General features: G+C 41.5%; 14 protein-coding genes, 1 tRNA gene and 1 CRISPR repeat array. Of the genes, 11 read left to right on the top strand and 4 right to left on the bottom strand.

Annotated elements, in window-relative coordinates; all coding sequences use genetic code 11:
- Positions 1-115: 115 nt before the first annotated feature.
- Positions 116-1,153, bottom strand: a complete 1,038-nt coding sequence (locus NSTCB13_RS07255) for an NADP(H)-dependent aldo-keto reductase (protein ID WP_448271809.1) — start codon at positions 1,151-1,153, stop codon at positions 116-118.
- Positions 1,154-2,075: 922 nt separating this feature from the next.
- On the opposite strand from NSTCB13_RS07255, the gene NSTCB13_RS07250 reads away from it, so the two are divergent.
- From NSTCB13_RS07250 to NSTCB13_RS07225, 6 genes are all read left to right on the top strand, one after another.
- A complete protein-coding gene (locus NSTCB13_RS07250; protein WP_445628946.1) occupies positions 2,076-2,813 on the top strand; it encodes a Crp/Fnr family transcriptional regulator in 738 nt (245 codons plus the stop codon).
- Positions 2,814-3,127: 314 nt separating this feature from the next.
- Positions 3,128-3,874 (top strand): Crp/Fnr family transcriptional regulator, encoded by a 747-nt coding sequence (locus NSTCB13_RS07245; protein ID WP_448271808.1) that lies wholly within the window; start codon positions 3,128-3,130, stop codon positions 3,872-3,874.
- An 84-nt stretch (positions 3,875-3,958) separates the two neighbouring features.
- Complete coding sequence (locus NSTCB13_RS07240; RefSeq protein ID WP_448271807.1) at positions 3,959-4,687, top strand: Crp/Fnr family transcriptional regulator; 729 nt, start codon at positions 3,959-3,961, stop codon at positions 4,685-4,687.
- 153 nt (positions 4,688-4,840) lie between these two features.
- Positions 4,841-5,260 (top strand): response regulator, encoded by a 420-nt coding sequence (locus tag NSTCB13_RS07235; protein ID WP_448271806.1) that lies wholly within the window; start codon positions 4,841-4,843, stop codon positions 5,258-5,260.
- 245 nt (positions 5,261-5,505) lie between these two features.
- Complete coding sequence (locus tag NSTCB13_RS07230) at positions 5,506-5,973, top strand: hypothetical protein (protein WP_448271805.1); 468 nt, start codon at positions 5,506-5,508, stop codon at positions 5,971-5,973.
- Complete coding sequence (locus NSTCB13_RS07225; RefSeq protein WP_448271804.1) at positions 5,954-6,097, top strand: peptidoglycan-binding domain-containing protein; 144 nt, start codon at positions 5,954-5,956, stop codon at positions 6,095-6,097. The genes NSTCB13_RS07230 and NSTCB13_RS07225 overlap by 20 nt, the downstream gene beginning before the upstream one ends.
- 122 nt (positions 6,098-6,219) lie before the next feature.
- Here NSTCB13_RS07225 and wecB read toward each other — a convergent pair whose 3' ends face one another.
- Positions 6,220-7,332 carry a non-hydrolyzing UDP-N-acetylglucosamine 2-epimerase gene (gene wecB, locus NSTCB13_RS07220; protein ID WP_448271803.1) on the bottom strand — a complete coding sequence of 371 codons (1,113 nt, stop codon included), beginning with the start codon at positions 7,330-7,332 and terminating at the stop codon, positions 6,220-6,222.
- Between the two features lie 260 nt (positions 7,333-7,592).
- On the bottom strand, positions 7,593-7,964 hold the full coding sequence (locus NSTCB13_RS07215) for a hypothetical protein (RefSeq protein ID WP_094349008.1): 372 nt from the start codon (positions 7,962-7,964) through the stop codon (positions 7,593-7,595).
- Positions 7,965-8,693: 729 nt separating this feature from the next.
- Between NSTCB13_RS07215 and NSTCB13_RS07210 the strand changes: the two genes are divergently transcribed.
- Together NSTCB13_RS07210 and NSTCB13_RS07205 are read left to right on the top strand one after the other, a co-directional pair.
- Complete coding sequence (locus NSTCB13_RS07210; RefSeq protein ID WP_448271802.1) at positions 8,694-9,980, top strand: type IV pilus twitching motility protein PilT; 1,287 nt, start codon at positions 8,694-8,696, stop codon at positions 9,978-9,980.
- Between the two features lie 300 nt (positions 9,981-10,280).
- The gene (locus NSTCB13_RS07205) at positions 10,281-11,048 is read left to right on the top strand and encodes a circadian clock KaiB family protein (protein WP_448271801.1); all 768 of its coding nucleotides are present in this window, start codon (positions 10,281-10,283) and stop codon (positions 11,046-11,048) included.
- A gap of 254 nt (positions 11,049-11,302) precedes the next feature.
- A CRISPR array of direct repeats spans positions 11,303-12,645; the repeat unit is 37 nt; unit sequence ATCGCAATCAACTAAAATCCCTATTAGGGATTGAAAC.
- A gap of 107 nt (positions 12,646-12,752) precedes the next feature.
- On the opposite strand, the gene NSTCB13_RS07200 is transcribed toward NSTCB13_RS07205, so the two are convergent.
- Positions 12,753-12,826, bottom strand: a tRNA-Pro gene (locus NSTCB13_RS07200).
- Positions 12,827-12,966: 140 nt separating this feature from the next.
- Here NSTCB13_RS07200 and lipA point away from each other — a divergent pair.
- The 3 genes from lipA (at position 12,967) to sigC (ending at position 16,770) form a co-directional block, all read left to right on the top strand.
- Positions 12,967-13,851, top strand: a complete 885-nt coding sequence (gene lipA / locus NSTCB13_RS07195) for a lipoyl synthase (protein ID WP_448271800.1) — start codon at positions 12,967-12,969, stop codon at positions 13,849-13,851.
- A gap of 24 nt (positions 13,852-13,875) precedes the next feature.
- On the top strand, positions 13,876-14,811 hold the full coding sequence (locus tag NSTCB13_RS07190; RefSeq protein WP_448269134.1) for an NAD(P)H-dependent glycerol-3-phosphate dehydrogenase: 936 nt from the start codon (positions 13,876-13,878) through the stop codon (positions 14,809-14,811).
- Between the two features lie 708 nt (positions 14,812-15,519).
- Entirely contained in the window at positions 15,520-16,770 is a 1,251-nt protein-coding gene (sigC, locus tag NSTCB13_RS07185; protein WP_448269133.1) for an RNA polymerase sigma factor SigC, read from the top strand.
- Positions 16,771-17,184 lie beyond the last annotated feature (414 nt).

Genomic DNA, 17,184 nt, shown 5'->3' with positions numbered 1-17,184 from the left:
CTAGGAAGGCTTTACCAGGCTGGAGCCTGGTAACGAGGCGAACTATCTAAAATGTTTGAATTTTGAATTTTGAATACTTCGACAAGCTCAGTACAAGTTTTGAATTTTGAATTGTTTATGGTGCTGGGTTTGGCGACTGAGCATGAACTATATCCAACTCTTCCAAAATATCTTTGTTGAGAACTACATTTACACTTTCTAAATTCTCTTTAAGTTGTTCCAGTGTCGTAGCACCAATAATTGTGCTAGGCACAAACCAACGACTCCGCACAAATGCTAAGGCCAGATGCGCTGGACTTAATTGATGGCGCTTGGCAATTTCTACATAAGCTGATACGGCTTGACTGACTTTCGGTTTCAGATAGCGCTGACCGAAATTTTCAAACAAAGTGATTCTTGTTTTCTCTGGTTTGCCGTTTAGATATTTGCCAGTTAAGAAACCAAATGCTAAAGGACTATAAGCTAGTAACCCAATTTCTTCGTAATAAACTGCTTCTGCTAAGGCTCCATCAAATACTCGATTTAGCAAGTTGTAAGCATTTTGAATCGAAACAACTTTGGGCAATCCTAATTGTTTAGCAGCATTACTAAATTGGGCAACTCCCCAAGGGGTTTCGTTACTCAAACCGATATAGCGAATTTTACCAGCCTTAATTACATCGTCAAAAACTGCTAGCTGTTCAGCAATGGGAACCGTTTCTCCCACCTGAGTCGGATCGAAGACTGTTTGTCCAAATCGTGGCACGTAGCGATCTGGCCAGTGGATCTGATACAAATCGATATAGTCTGTCTGTAATCTTTTTAAACTATCATCTACAGCTTGTTTGATATTATCACGATCGATTGCTTTGGCTCCTCCACGTACCCATTTAAAACCTCGACCAGGGCCAGCAATTTTAGTAGCTATAATAACTCGATCTCTTTGTTGACGCTTTAACCATTTCCCAATGTAAGTTTCAGTTAATCCATAAGTTTCGCCACTTGGTGGGACAGGGTACATCTCTGCTGCATCAATAAAGTTGACTCCTTGGGCAATAGCATAATCTAGCTGCTCGTGGGCTTCTTCAATGGTGTTTTGCTTTCCATAAGTCATAGTGCCCAGACAAATTTCGGAAACTTTTAAGTCACTTTTACCAAGTTGGTTATACTTCATATTTCGCGTTGTTATTCACTCGATTGAACAGTGATATTTTTGTTAGAGATTTTGCATTTTGTCAAGGGCATTATTATTTTTTAAGTAAATTAGCTTCAAACAATACTGGATTTGGCACTAAGCCAATATAAGTTTTTCAGAGAATATAGAGTCTATACTACTATAAATCGATATATAAACTGTATTTAAGGCATATAGCTGTTTATTATTGCATAGATTAACCAGATAAGTAAGTTAGTTTTGGGTAATAAAAATTTTAAATATGTAGTAGAAAATACTTGCTTTTATTGAGTATTTATGAAATAGACTGTTTTAGGCTGAGTATATAGTACAATAAATCGGTAGACTTACAGTAGTATGTCAAAAATCTTAAGATTCTTCTAGGATGAAGTCTTAATAAATATTCATACTAATCTGCTTATTTCTAAGTATCTTCTTTTTAAGATAATAAAAATATACCAAGACTAGTTGGGACTAAAAACATTTGTAGCAATGAAAAAGATTTAGGTTTTAATGACTTGTATAATCAGGAATTTTTTACTGCGATCGCTTCCAACTATGCTCATATCTATAGCAATATGATTAGCGAACATAATTTCATTTAATTATGCGATCGCAAATGCAATCAAGTTAATGTATTCGGATTTGTTGTTATTATAAACAACTCATTTTGTTATATTATAGATACAAGTATAAAAACCTCAGTTCCTTACTAGAACTTTTTTAGGGAATACACCTTTTGACATTAAGGCTAGACTTTTAATTTTCTCCTTATGCCGTGAGTTGTCTTTTCTAAGGACGGCTACATTCACAATACGGTTCGGTTAAAGGTGAAAGGTTTTTAATACATCCTTTCCCCAAACCACAAGTAAAGTAAAAAATGCTTATCCGAACCGTATTGGCTACATTCAGGAGAATCACAATGTCATTAGACACAAATATTCTTGAGCAACCAGCAAATAAGCTGCTGGCAGCTTTGCCAGCCAGTGATTATGAACGTCTTGCTTCTCATCTAAAACTTGTTCCGCTCTCAAATCGGCAAATACTTTACGAACCAGGCGAACCGATCGCACAGGTATATTTTCCTAATAAAGCAGTGATTTCTATAATCACCACTATGGAAGATGGCTCAACTGTAGAAGCTGGTTTAGTGAGTAATGAAGGCATGGTGGGTATCCCGGTAATTTTAGGAGACAACATCCCAACCACAACAGCATTAGTGCAGATTCCAGACAGTGCGATGAAGATGGATGCGGATATACTCACAAGTGAGTTTAATCGGGGTACAGCCCTTCAAAGCCTGTTACTGCGCTACGTACAAGGTGTATACACTCAAATAGCACAAGGATCTGCCTGCAACCGTCTTCATAAGCTAGAGAGGCGGCTGGCTCGCTGGCTGCTAACAGTTTCTGATCGTCTCGAATCAGAAGAATTTCCGCTCACCCAGGAATTTATCGCACAGATGCTAGGTGTACGTCGCGTTGGTGTCACTGAAGCAGCTAATATCCTCAGCAATGCCGGAATCATCACCTACTACCGTGGTCATATTAACATCTTGAATCGAGAGGCTTTACAAAAAACCTCCTGCGAATGTTATCAGATTATAGAAGATGAATATGTCCGTTTATTGGGCAATAAGCCCAATAAACGGAAAAAATAATTTTTTTGAGCTTCTATGTACGAAACCGCACAGACTCCAAGAACTGTGTTATTTTAAGATTTTCCAGATTGTTCACCGTGTTCCTTTAGAGAATACACCTTTTAACATTAGGATCAGAACCTTAATCCTTTAGACATCTTGCAAAAGTTCCTTTTCCAAGATTTCGGGGAAAGGTTAAAGGGTAAAGGGAAGGGTAAAATTCCATCCATTTCCCCCTTCCCCCTTCTCCTTTCCCCCACTTCTGCAAGAAGTCCTTTCCTTATGCTCTGAGTTGGTTTTTCTAAAGTCACCTACCTTAAGGAGAGTGACTTCTAATGCCATTAAAACAAAATCTCTTTCAGCAACGACCAAATAAGCTGCTGGCAGCTTTGTCAGACAGTGATTATCAGCGTCTTTTCCCCTATCTAAAGCTAGTTCCGCTCCAAGTTCAGCAAATACTTTACGAAGCAGCCGAACCAATCACACAGGTCTATTTTCCTGATAAGGCAGTAGTTTCTATAGTCACCACTATGAAAGATGGCTCAACGGCGGAAGTTGGGATAGTAAGTAATGAAGGCATGGTGGGTATCCCGGTAATTTTAGGAGACAACACCACAACCACAACAGCCTTTGTGCAAATTTCGGGCGCTGCTATGCAAATCAATGCAGATGTATTGAAAGCTGAGTTCAATCGGGGCGGAGCTATTCAAAACGTGCTGCTGCGCTATGTACAAGCTGTATACTCTGAACTGGCGCAAGGTGCTGCCTGCAACCGTCTCCATACACTGGAAGAACGGCTGGCTCGCTGGCTGCTTACAGTCTCTGACCGTCTCGAATCAGAAGATTTTCCCCTCACGCAAGAATTTATCTCCCAGATGTTAGGTGTACGTCGTTCTGGCGTGACAGTAGCAGCTAGCACTCTCAGCCGAGCCGGAATGATTGCCTACCAACGCGGTCAAATTAGCATCCTGAACCGAGAGGATTTAGAAGCAACTTCCTGCGAGTGTTATCGAGTCATCCAAAATGAATTGGCTCGGTTACTGGGCTTCATGCCCAGTAACCGAGCCAAAAAATTTTTTTGAGTTATGTGTGCGAAACCGAACAGACTGGCAAAAGCAACTTGATTTAAAGTATTTTGAGCAAATTTCTCTTTTAATTAATGTTCAGTGAGCGACAACATAATTAAGCCGCAAGTAAATAGGTTACTTGCGGCTTTGCCAACCAGTGATTATGAGCGTCTTATTCCGCACCTAAAGTTAGTTTCGCTTCCCACTCGGCAAGTTCTTTACGAACCAGGAGAACCCGTCACACAGGTCTATTTTCCCCAACAGGCAGTGGTTTCTATCGTCACTATTATGCAAGATGGTTCGACGGTGGAAATTGGGATAGTGAGCAATGAAGGCATGGTAGGTATCCCAGTAATTTTAGGAGGCAAGACAACAACCACGAAAGCGTTTGTCCAAGTTGCTGGCGCTGCAATGCAGATGGATGCAGATGTACTTAGAACCGAGTTCAATCAGGGCGGAGCTATTCAAAAGTTGCTGCTGCGCTATGTACGAGCTATATATACCGAACTTACACAATCATGTGCCTGCAACCGTCTTCATACCCTAGAAGAACGGCTGGCTCGTTGGCTGCTCACAGTATCTGACCGTTTGGAATCAGAAGAATTTCCGTTGACGCAAGAATTTATCGCCCAGATGCTGGGTGTAAGGCGCTCTGGTGTGACAGTAGCGGCTAGCACCCTGAGCCGAGCCGGAATGATTCGCTATCAACGCGGTCAAATTAGCATTATAAACCGAGAGGATTTGGAAGCAACTTGCTGCGAGTGTTATCGAGTTATCCAAAAAGAATTTGCTCGGTTGCTAGGGAATCAGCTAAGACGCGATCGCTAATGAATTATTTTAAGTTACTATGTCCGACACCGGACAGACGTTTGCTAATTGCTTCCTTTAAGATTTAGTAAAGTATGCATCAAATAGCGTCAAATAAGTAGTACTTGATGCAATCGCTACTTCAAGTCTTTGAGCTATGGGGCGGTAAGAAGAATGTCTAATCAATCGATATCTTTTCAAGGTCTGCGATTGCTCGTTGTTGATGATGATGCTGATACAAGAATATTACTTACCTTCCTTTTTGAATTAGAAGGAGCAGAGGTGATTGCAGCTGCTTCAGCAGACGAGGCTCTCAAAAGAATGTCATCTTTTAAACCAGACATCCTAATTAGTGACATTTGCTTACCCGATGAAGATGGCTACTCGCTACTCTTGAAGGTCAGAAATTTGGAAGCAAAGCGAGGTAGAAAGATTCCAGCGATCGCTCTGACAGCATCTACTTTTGAGGATGATCATAAACGTGCATTATTAGCAGGTTATGATATATACCAATGCAAGCCAATAGACTTAGACGAGTTAACTTTTATGGTTGCTAGTTTAGTTGGAATCGAACAATACGTTGGTCATATTTAGATGTAACCAGGGATAAGTCATTAAGTAAAAAAGCTTTAACTAAATTTTATTTATTTTCAAAATGCGATGTCTACGACGGTTTAGCTCGTCGTAGACATCGCATTTTTGCAGCAATCTTTTGACTAATTTTATTTTTTATTAATTTCGCTGAAAATACAGTGATATAAAATATACTAAGAATAAATACAGAGAACGACTAAGTAATTCTCTGCGAGTACTCATTTTTTCATATTAAGGAGTGCATTATGGAATATCTTGCTTATTCCCAGATGTTTATTGCTCAAGAAGAGGCATCTGGAAACACTAAATATCATCTTCCTCAACCTCAATTCAATTGGAAAAAACTGCTTAAATCTTCAGCTTGGTTAACTTTTGCTGGTGTCGGTGTATTATTCGCTGTTGTAACCCAAATTCAAATAAGTTCGGCTGCCTATGTAAAGACTAACGGCAGTTGTTTGCGTGTCCGTACCGGCCCAAGCAGCAACTACTCGTATGTGGACTGTGTACCAAATGGCGCAACACTTCCAGCAATTGAACGATATGAAAATGGTTTTGCCAGACTTTCTACAGGTAGATACGTTTTTGCCCGATGGATTGGTGATAGACCGAACAATCTTCCTGTGACTAGACCCCGGTGGTGTTGGCGGTTCGGTGATTCTTACTCCTGGTTCAAAAGGTCAGCTCGTCAGAGACGTGCAAACAGCTTTAGGTAATCTTAGAATTGATGGAATTTACGGTCAAGAAACTGTTAGCCGAGTCCGAAGCTTTCAGCAAAGCAAAGGTCTACTTGTAGATGGTGTTGTCGGTCCCGAAACTCGATCGGCTCTGGGTGTTTAACCAGAAGCCACCCTTGAAAAATCTCGTGGTTTGGCTAAATATTGTCAAACTAGTTTTGAGGGTTTGTAGTAAGCACTTTAGTGCTTAGGAAATAAGGACTAAAGTCCTTACTACGAACTTGCTTACCCATGAATGTAATTTTGGACAATCTGCAAAATGCGCTCTGCTGCATGACCATCCCCAAAAGGATTGATTGCGTTTGCCATCGCTGCATAAGCATCTGAGTCACTGAGTAACTCAGCAGCAGCTGCAACAATGTTCTCAGTCGTAGTGCCAACAAGTTTAGCTGTACCAGCTACCACAGCCTCTGGTCTTTCAGTAGTGTCTCTCAAAACTAGTACTGGTTTTCCCAAGCTGGGAGCTTCTTCTTGCAAGCCACCAGAGTCAGTGAGTAAAAGATGCGATCGCCCAATTGCTCCCACCAAATCTCCATAATCTAGAGGATCTGTCAAGAAAATTCGGGGATGATTCCCTAAAAGTTCCTGCAATGGGACTCGCACTGTCGGATTGCGGTGCAATGGTAGCAGTAAAGCTGTATCAGGAAACTTATCTAAAATTTGTAAAAACGCCTGAGCGATCGCTAACAGAGGTTCTCCCCAATTCTCCCGACGATGAACTGTTGCTAACAAAACCCGATATGATTCCCAGTCTAAGCCTGGGACATCGCAAACTACTTGGGTTGCAGCGACATTTAACAATGCATCAATTACAGTGTTACCTGTCATGTGGATTTCACCCAAAACACCAGAACGATGCAAATTTTCCACAGCCCAAGGAGTTGGCGCAAAGTGCAACTGAGTAATTTGAGAAATCAATCGCCGATTAGCTTCTTCTGGGTAAGGATTGAAGATATCATCAGTTCTTAACCCTGCTTCTACATGACCAATAGGAATTTTTTGATAAAAAGCTGCCAAAGCTGCGGCAAAAGCAGTGGTAGTGTCTCCCTGTACAATTACTAAATCTGGTTTTTCCGCCTTAAATAATGCTTCTAACCCTTGTAAACTACGGCAGGTAATATCATTTAGAGATTGCTGAACCTGCATAATTTCCAAGTTATAATCCGACTTGATATTAAACAGTTGCATAACCTGCTCAACCATCTCCCGATGTTGTCCAGTTAGAATTACTTGCAACTGAAATTCTGAAGACTTCTGGAAAACCTGAATCACTGGAGCGAGTTTAATTGCTTCCGGGCGAGTACCTAAGATAATGCAAACGCGTTTTTGAATAGTCATTAGTTATCTGTAATTTACCATCTATAGTAAATGGTCTATAGTCAATGGTCTATGGTCAATAGTCGGCGGTCAATCCTTACATAAACCATAAATATTAATGGATAAATCACACAAGATATAAAAAAACCAGCTTAACTGAGCAAATGCATTGTTTGTTTAATTAAGCTGTAATGACTATTTAAAATTCCAAGTTATAAAAACCATGAAAAAACCCGGCTTAACCGGGCAGACGCACTGTTTGTCTAATTAACCTGTAATAACTATTTAATTTCACAAGTTAGAGGGCAAGCAGCGTAAACAGTAGCCTGCATTTGGTCTGCCTCTCCATGCAGCCAGCTTAACCATTTAACTTCACTAGGATGAACTCCCTTAACAGTTAGCACACCCGCAGCCAATACAACTGCCATGACATTAAACATTATTAGAGCACCTGCTACAAGCAAAACCGCACTAACAGGCATCACAGATTGCAAGATAATCGACAACAGACATCCGACCGTAGCCATTAAGACAACTAGTGGAAAACCCACAACCAACAAACATACTGCTAATGTAAAAGTCCATATTAAAAAGCTTTTAATCATCAACAAGGAGTAGGTCTTTCCTTGATTAGAGCTTTGAGCAGAAACCATGACTTTTCCTCCCAAAATACACAACAGATTTTAATTTCAGTAATATCTCACTTTTTTGCGAGTAAACTGAATTGTCTCAGTGAAATTCAGTATATAAAAACTAATTGGGAAAATGAGCATTTAGTTACTAAAGTTTACAGTTAATTTTTTGCAATTATGGATATAAAGTCAATTTTCTATCTATGAGAAAAACTTGTTGACTGCATCTACCTTCAGGTATAGAACCTAAAAGGTATGAGCTTTAAACCTCGATCCCCAAGCGATCGCTCCGATTCAACTTAACATTTCTTATAAAAACTAGTAGTCTTTCTCATAATTCCTAGACAGCCTAAATAGATGAACTGCTAGTATTTGTACTGTTAATTGCTAGCAATTTGTGCCTATGCCTGGGATAAATTTCTCATCTAAGTCATGAGAATATTTATTTTCAAACAAAAGCATTAAATATTACTTTATAATCTCTGTGTGTTTGCTGAGGTCTTTTAAGTACTTGCGTGTGTTAAACCAGTTTAGATAGGTTAAATAATCTATCTAAATATTCTGAGTATTGAAATCTTAGGAAATAAAAGATACCAATTGGGTGAATGAAATAGATTGACCGTGGTTCTAGAGTTTCAATCGCCTTCTATCACCGCTAAGGCTTGCAGACAAGCATTCTCCAAAAGTCATCAAAGCAAGTGACTTTACTTCTCGTTGATTCAACTTTTTAACTGCCAAATGTGAAGATATATGACAGAATCACACTCTCCATTAAATTCTAACTCTGCTGCCGGACGTAATTTACCACCAATGCCGCCGCCTCCACCGCCAACCCCAACCTTTAGCACGCAGCGACAGATGACACAAACACTCGATATGTCAATGGATAGGGGCACTACTAATCCGCCTGTTGCAGGTCATCGTCCGGGTAGTCCACCGCCAATACCTAGTTCAGTTCGCCCTCAAAACAGCAGTCCAGAACTAACTTTAGAAAAGTTAATCAGAGAAGCTTACGATCAGGGATATTCTGACTTGCACTTGGGTGTGGGTGAACCACCCCGCTTCCGCAGCCGAGGAGAAATTCAATCAGGAGATCATCCAGAAACAGATAAAGAAACTTTTATGAGTTGGTTGCGGGAGGTGATGACTGAGGGAGAAATTCAGCGCTTTGAAGAATCCTTAGAATTTGACGGAGCAACTCAATACGAATTTGCTCGCGTGCGGATTAATGTTTTTGGCTCTCTCAAAGGGCCTGCAATGGTGTTGCGGTTGATTCCGCTAAAAATCTTAACTATGGAACAGTTGAGATTACCTCCAGTTTTTCGAGATATTTGTCATCACCATAAAGGTTTGATTTTGGTAACAGGGCCCACTGGTTCTGGTAAGTCCACCACAATGGCAGCGATGATTGACTACATCAATAAGGAGATGGCCAAGCATATCATCACCATTGAAGACCCGATAGAATTTGTCCATCAAAGCCGCAAGTCCTTAGTCAAACAGCGGGAAGTGGGAATGCATACCCGAAAATTTGACAACGCTTTGAAAGCAGCTTTGCGGGAAGACCCAGATTTGATTCTGGTAGGGGAAATGCGGGACAAGGAAACTGTTAACACCGCCCTAAAAGCTGCTCAAACTGGTCACTTAGTCATGGGAACCTTGCACACCAATAGTGCGGTCAAAACCATTGAGCGGATTCTCAACCTCTATTCTGGTGATGAACAGGATGCAATGCGGGTGGCGATTTCTGAGTCTTTAGTGGCAGTAATTGCTCAAGGTTTGTGTCGCACTACTGACGGTAAGCGGGCTGCTTTCCATGATGTGCTGATCAATACTGAGGCGATTAAAGAATGGATCAAAGATGGTAAGTATGATGAAATTGGCGAACTGATGAAACAAGCCAGCTTTGACGGCATGATTACGATGAATCAGTCATTGCTGAATCTCTATCAAGACGGACGCATCACTGAAGAAATTGCTTTGGAAATGTCACCAACTCCTAACGAAATGGCGCAGTTTCTCCGAGGTCGAGTTTAATAATTGGGCATTGGGCATTGGGCATTGGGCATTGGGGAAAGGGAAAGGGGTAAGGGGAAAAGGGGAAAGATTAAATTTATTCCTTTTCCCTTTAACCTTTAACCTTTTCCCCTGCTCCCCCTGCCTCCCCTGCCTCCCCTGCTCCCCCTGCCCCCAGTCCCCAGTCCCCAGCCCCCAGTCCCCAGCCCCCAGTCCCCAGCCCCCAGTCCCCAATTCCAAATATTTTTGCGATCCTGGTTGAGGTTATAGCTAAGGTAAAAGGTAAAAGAGAGAATTTTTACTTTTAGTTGCCTAACCTCTGTGAATAATTTGACGACAAATAAACTATCTACACCCCAGCTGTTTAAAGGCATTGCGCTATTTACACCTGGAGGAGATTTAATTTATTGCATCGACCCTAGCAAGCAAGGTCGATGGCATTTGCATTTGTGCTCGGCTTTGCAAGAAATTCTAGATTTACCAGAGCCACCACACTTTTTAGTGCCTTGTTATACTGCAACTATTGACAATTGGTTAGATCCGCGTACTCAACAAGTACGAACTTTTGCTGAAGCTTATCCGGCTGTAATTAGACATCAAGCTTTGCTGAATGCTGTTTTTGGCACAGGGGAATTAGTATGGCAAGCAGCTCCTTGGCAAGAGGGATTGTGCGATCGCATGGTGTTAACAACCTATCGTTCGTCATTTGGCCAGCTTTGGGAGGATCACGATTTAATTGTCCGTCTAGACCTTTCTGAACCTGTGCCAAAATATCACCAACCAGTAATAGTACAAAAAAAAGAAGCCATTACCCAAGGCTATGTTCTCCGCTTATTTGTTGCCGGACATAGCAATTCTACTGAACGCATTCTGCAAAATTTACACGAATTGTTAGAGCGATCGCTTGGACACCCTTATACCCTGAAGGTGATTGATGTTTTAAGTCATCCAGAACAAGCAGAACTAAATCAGGTTTCTGCGACTCCTACCCTTGTCAAAGTTTGGCCTCATCCAATTCGGCGCATCGTTGGAGAGTTGGATCGTGTAGAAAAGATTTTACAGATGTTAGCTGTTAAGGAAAACTTTTAAGTAATTAGACTGGTTTTTTTTGCTAAGTGCGCGAATGGGTAGGTGTTAGTGAAGGGGTTAGTACAAAAATGGCTAGATTGCTTTATCTGCAAGAGTTTGGGAGCTTTAGCATCTTGAAACCATCCGCGCACCTCGTATAAACTGACTTTCAGCTATTTACAGTTAGCACAATTCCCAGTCCTTATGTTATGATTTTCGCATTCGCGCTGTTGAACCTTGAAAACCAAATAACACAAGGCTTTCAAACGCCTGCGATCGCAATCAACTAAAATCCCTATTAGGGATTGAAACAAACAAGCAACATCCCGATTCTTTTTCTTGAAGAATCGCAATCAACTAAAATCCCTATTAGGGATTGAAACCATGAACCTGGGGTGAAGAAACCCGCGCACCCGGCAATCGCAATCAACTAAAATCCCTATTAGGGATTGAAACCTTTAACTAATTCCTGGTATCCCTTAAGCGGCATTATCGCAATCAACTAAAATCCCTATTAGGGATTGAAACAACCCCCCGTTCGGCATTAGTATCATTTGAGGATCGCAATCAACTAAAATCCCTATTAGGGATTGAAACATGTAGCTTTAATCGGCAATGCTTTGCGTAAATGGGGCGAATCGCAATCAACTAAAATCCCTATTAGGGATTGAAACCAGGTCGTGGGCCCTGTAGAGTCAATTCATATCGATCGCAATCAACTAAAATCCCTATTAGGGATTGAAACACAATGGGTCAAACTCTGTCGGGCTGTAACTAATCATCGCAATCAACTAAAATCCCTATTAGGGATTGAAACATTGAGTGTGTATGATTTACGGGGTTTATATTGTGCAATCGCAATCAACTAAAATCCCTATTAGGGATTGAAACTTAAGTAATTCCTCTCGTGCGTGTGTAGTCAAAGTGAAGATCGCAATCAACTAAAATCCCTATTAGGGATTGAAACACTGTGAACTGACAGCCCGTGCCCCATTTGCTGCGATCGCAATCAACTAAAATCCCTATTAGGGATTGAAACTGGATCGATTGCGATCGCACCCCTCCCGGTACTGATCGCAATCAACTAAAATCCCTATTAGGGATTGAAACTTTTCCACTTGTTTGCGTTTAAGGCGAGACTGGATATCGCAATCAACTAAAATCCCTATTAGGGATTGAAACGGAAGCGAACTTACTGGGGAATAACCCAACGGGCGAATCGCAATCAACTAAAATCCCTATTAGGGATTGAAACCCCTTTGATTGCTGGCAATATATAGCTGTGCGCATCGCAATCAACTAAAATCCCTATTAGGGATTGAAACTAATCGATTAGAAACTCCTTGTTTAAAGTTGTTGATCGCAATCAACTAAAATCCCTATTAGGGATTGAAACATATATTAATTTGTCAGACAAACGAAAGATTTTAAATCGCAATCAACTAAAATCCCTATTAGGGATTGAAACTGAGATTCTTGATTTTATTTTATTGCTATATACTCTCACATGATCGCAATCAACTAAAATCCCTATTAGGGATTGAAACTGAGATTCTTGCTCCATCAGCAGATACCGGAGAAATCGCAATCAACTAAAATCCCTATTAGGGATTGAAACCCTTTAGTACACGACTTCAGGCGATACTGTTTAAACTCAAAGAAAGTCAGCTATATTTAAGTTAATACAGGAGCATTCGACAAATAATTTGTCGCTCTATAAATAAATCGGGATGACTGGATTCGAACCAGCGGCCCCTTCGTCCCGAACGAAGTGCGCTACCAAGCTGCGCCACATCCCGCCATAAAAATGGCATTATAAATTAAGAATATCACAACCTGCACTAAATAGCAGAATTACATCTATATACATCCGATCGCTTCATCAAAGACTTTGCTTGCTAGGATTAAATTTGTATAACTCTAGTGGTAAAAGCGGATTGTGACTGTAAAACCAGACTGGTTGCGGGTGAAAGCACCTGGACGTGAGCGCATCGGTAACGTTAAAGAAATTCTGCGGGATTTAGCCCTCAATACAGTTTGCGAGGAAGCGTCCTGTCCGAATATTGGTGAATGCTTCAACGCTGGGACTGCCACGTTTTTGATTATGGGGCCCGCTTGTACACGCGCTTGTCCCTACTGCGATATTGATTTTGAGAAAAAACCCAAACCACTAGACCCCACAGAACCTACACGACTGGCCCAAGCTGTTCGCCGCCTGAACCTTAATCATGTAGTCATCACTTCTGTAAACCGAGATGACTTGCTTGATGGTGGTGCATCTCAGTTTGTGGCGTGTATTAATGCAGTTAACTCTGTTTCACCCAACACCACAATTGAGGTGCTAATTCCTGACTTATGCGGTAATTGGAATGCTCTAGAGTCGATTTTACAAGCTGCGCCAGAGGTATTAAACCACAATACTGAAACTGTTCCACGCCTATATCGCCGGGTGCGTCCCCAAGGAAACTACGATCGCACATTAGAATTATTGCAACGCACTCGCCAACTTTCTCCTAGCACATACACTAAATCTGGGATCATGGTTGGACTTGGTGAAACTGATGCCGAAATTCGCCAAGTCATGCAAGACTTGCGAACTGTCGATTGCGATATTTTGACCATTGGGCAATATCTCCAACCCAGCCAAAAACACTTGCAGGTAAAGGAATTTGTCAATCCAGAACAATTTGCTGACTGGAAAGCATTCGGCGAAGAAATCGGATTTTTACAAGTTGTTTCTTCGCCATTGACAAGAAGCTCCTATCATGCTGAGCAAGTTAGGGAATTAATGGAACGCTACCCACGCTCAAAAGTTAGGAGTTAGGAATTAGGAGTTATGAGTGAGCAGATGTACTCCAACACAAAACTTTCCGTTGCAATTCTGGGTGCAGGTGCTTGGGGTGCATCTCTGGCAAATCTCGCCACAGCGAATGGTCATCAGGTGCGCGTGTGGTCGCGTCAAGGTTCCCAAACTCTTCAAGCAGTTTTAAAAGATGCTCAAATAATCCTGTCCGCTATCTCAATGATTGGTGTGAGAGATGTTGCTTCCCAAGTTGAGTCTTTCCCCCTTTCTCCAGAGACAATTTTTGTGACGGCGACGAAAGGCTTAGATCCCCAAACTACCTGCACGCCTTCACAAATTTGGCAAACAATATTCCCTAACCATGCAGTGGTTGTTTTGTCTGGGCCTAATTTATCAAAAGAAATTCAAATGGAATTACCAGCAGCCACGGTGGTAGCCAGTAACATCCCCACGGCTGCGGAAGTAGTGCAGTTAGTATTTTCTTCTCATCGTTTTCGGGTATATACCAATCCCGATCCCTTGGGGGTAGAACTGGGGGGAACACTGAAAAATGTGATTGCGATCGCCGCTGGTGTATGCGATGGTTTACAACTGGGAACTAATGCCAAAGCTGCTTTAGTTACCCGTGGACTGACAGAAATGGTTCGTATCGGCAACAACTGGGGCGCTAAGACGGAAACATTTTATGGTTTATCGGGTCTAGGAGATTTGTTAGCAACGTGCAATAGTCCCTTGAGTCGCAATTACCAAGTCGGCTATCAGTTAGCTGGTGGTAAGTCACTTACAGAAACTCTCGCAAATTTACAAGGAACTGCTGAAGGAGTAAACACTTGCCGAGTTTTGATGCAACGAGCCAACCAACAAAACATCGCAGTCCCAATTACCGAGCAAGTTTATCGGTTACTTCAAGGCGAAATCACACCCAGACAAGCACTTGATGAACTGATGTTGCGAGATATCAAACCAGAGTACAACTACTAGTAGTCTGCCAACCTAAAAATGTTAGGTGGAGGTTGGGTAAAGGTTAAAGGGAATTCATGGTAAGGGATAAAAAACCTTTCCCCTTTCCCCCTTTCCCTTTCCCCGCCGGCGTTGCCAAGGCGTACTAGTAGTCTGTCAACTTGAAATTGGCACTTTAAGACTCACATACAAGACGACGCAGGAACACGGAGAGGGTGTTTGATAACTTATCCGCATCTTCTATCTCCGTGTCGAGAGAATTTTCGCCGTTAATGCTAATCACTTCCCCGACATCTATTAGTTCTACTTATACCTGAATAATCCTGAGAAAAAATTGCTAAATCGTCAGGATATTACTTTTGCACCCATGTAAATGTGACTATGCCAATTATAAAGATGACATTCACTGAAGGATGTTTATACTGTGTTACAAAAGTTACTATTAAAAAACCATCAAGGTTGAAATATTAACTAAGTAGTTCAAATATTGCAAACCTAGCTGTGGATTTAAATAGCTATTGGTTTAATCAAAAGTTTAGCAGTCGATTAAGTTCAGTAATTCTGTATCCAATAAAACCCTTACAGTTAATTTCTAAAAAAAATTGTCAGGGAACGTTCAACCATGTTAGTTCATCGTTAATCGCGGGAACAATAGCAACAGTTGAATAGCTGACCGTAATCTAAGCTGACCGAAATCTATTGTTACCTGGAGCCATTGAGACGATCTTTATGCCAGCAACATCTTTTTATGCAGACGCCCCCTACAACACCAAAAAGTCTAGCCAGGCTTTGGACTCGGATCTCACGGTTGATGACAGTGAGTTATCGGTAGATGACCTACAGGAGCTAGAACTGGCTTCTGTTGACAATGCTAACCTTGCTGCTAACACCAACCGTCGGAGTACAGACCTAGTACGTCTATATCTTCAAGAAATTGGTCGGGTTCGTTTGTTGGGGCGCGATGAAGAGGTTTCAGAAGCTCAAAAAGTCCAACGCTACTTGCGGATGCGGATAGTACTTGCTAACGCCGCAAAGCAAGGGGATGAAGTGATTACACCCTATCTAAGGTTAGTTGAAGTTCAAGAACGTCTAACTTCGGAACTAGGACATCGCCCGTCTTTGGAAAGATGGGCTGCCACTGCTGACATAATTTTATCCGATCTCAGACCGATTTTGGCAAATGGGAAACGTCGCTGGGCTGAAATCGCTAAGTTGACTGTAGAAGAGTTGGAGCAAGTCCAGTCCCAAGGACTGCAAGCAAAAGAACACATGATTAAGGCGAATCTTCGCTTAGTTGTGTCTGTTGCTAAGAAGTATCAAAATCGTGGTTTGGAATTGTTAGATTTAGTCCAAGAAGGTACATTAGGTTTGGAGCGGGCTGTAGAAAAATTTGACCCAACTAAGGGTTATCGCTTCAGTACCTATGCTTACTGGTGGATTCGTCAGGGTATTACACGGGCGATCGCTACTTCTAGTCGCACGATTCGCCTACCGGTTCACATCACCGAAAAGTTAAACAAAATTAAAAAAGCTCAACGCAAAATTGCTCAAGAAAAAGGTCGCACCCCGACTCTAGAGGATTTAGCAACTGAGTTAGAGATGACACCAACCCAAGTCCGAGAAGTTTTATTGCGGGTTCCTCGCTCCGTTTCTTTGGAAACCAAGGTAGGAAAAGATAAAGACACTGAATTAGGCGAATTACTCGAAACTGACAGTGTAACTCCAGAAGAGATGTTAATGCGAGAATCTTTACAAAGAGATTTGCATCATCTGCTGTCAGATTTGACTAGTCGGGAGCGCGATGTAATTCTGATGCGGTTTGGTTTGGCGGATGGTCATCCTTATTCTTTAGCAGAAATTGGCCGCGCTCTTGACTTATCGCGCGAACGAGTCCGCCAAATTGAATCTAAGGCTTTGCAAAAGCTACGTCAACCCAAGCGCCGCAACCTCATCCGCGACTATTTGGAATCTCTGAGTTAGTCATTTGTCACTTGTACTGAGTTTCGACTGCGCTCAACTACCGCGAAGCCGTTGGCGCAGCCTCTCGTAGAGAAGTATTAGTCATTTGTCATTAGAAAATTACACTTGACAAATGACTAGGAACAAAAGTGTGATTTTATTCCCAGGTTAAAAGCCTTTTATCGGCTTACAGCAAATAATTAGCATTAAACTGTATAAAAGTTGTCCCCAATCTTTGCTCAAATATCTTGAAGGTGGGGAGCAACTAAGAATTCAAATTTAACTTATGCGAAATTCAAAGTCAAGGGATGCAATCGTTACAAGTATCCTCAATATTAGCTGTATGCAAATTAAATGCACTACAGCTGATTACTTGAATTTTGCTCAAGATTTGATGAATTGTTCTTAAATATTTAGTAAGAATTCTCAATAGGC

The sequence above is a fragment of the Nostoc sp. DSM 114160 genome (assembly GCF_053470305.1).
The sequence above is the reverse complement of the archived record's forward strand: the minus strand, read 5'-3'. Positions and strand labels throughout refer to the sequence as shown.

Bases quoted from the DNA above. Each gene is read 5' to 3' on its own strand.
- NSTCB13_RS07255 (WP_448271809.1), bottom strand. From the start codon at position 1,153: ATGAAGTATAACCAACTTGGTAAAAGTGACTTAAAAGTTTCCGAAATT.
- NSTCB13_RS07250 (WP_445628946.1), top strand. From the start codon at position 2,076: ATGTCATTAGACACAAATATTCTTGAGCAACCAGCAAATAAGCTGCTG.
- NSTCB13_RS07245 (WP_448271808.1), top strand. From the start codon at position 3,128: ATGCCATTAAAACAAAATCTCTTTCAGCAACGACCAAATAAGCTGCTG.
- NSTCB13_RS07235 (WP_448271806.1), top strand. From the start codon at position 4,841: ATGTCTAATCAATCGATATCTTTTCAAGGTCTGCGATTGCTCGTTGTT.
- NSTCB13_RS07230 (WP_448271805.1), top strand. From the start codon at position 5,506: ATGGAATATCTTGCTTATTCCCAGATGTTTATTGCTCAAGAAGAGGCA.
- wecB (WP_448271803.1), bottom strand. From the start codon at position 7,332: ATGACTATTCAAAAACGCGTTTGCATTATCTTAGGTACTCGCCCGGAA.
- NSTCB13_RS07215 (WP_094349008.1), bottom strand. From the start codon at position 7,964: ATGGTTTCTGCTCAAAGCTCTAATCAAGGAAAGACCTACTCCTTGTTG.
- NSTCB13_RS07210 (WP_448271802.1), top strand. From the start codon at position 8,694: ATGACAGAATCACACTCTCCATTAAATTCTAACTCTGCTGCCGGACGT.
- NSTCB13_RS07190 (WP_448269134.1), top strand. From the start codon at position 13,876: ATGTACTCCAACACAAAACTTTCCGTTGCAATTCTGGGTGCAGGTGCT.
- sigC (WP_448269133.1), top strand. From the start codon at position 15,520: ATGCCAGCAACATCTTTTTATGCAGACGCCCCCTACAACACCAAAAAG.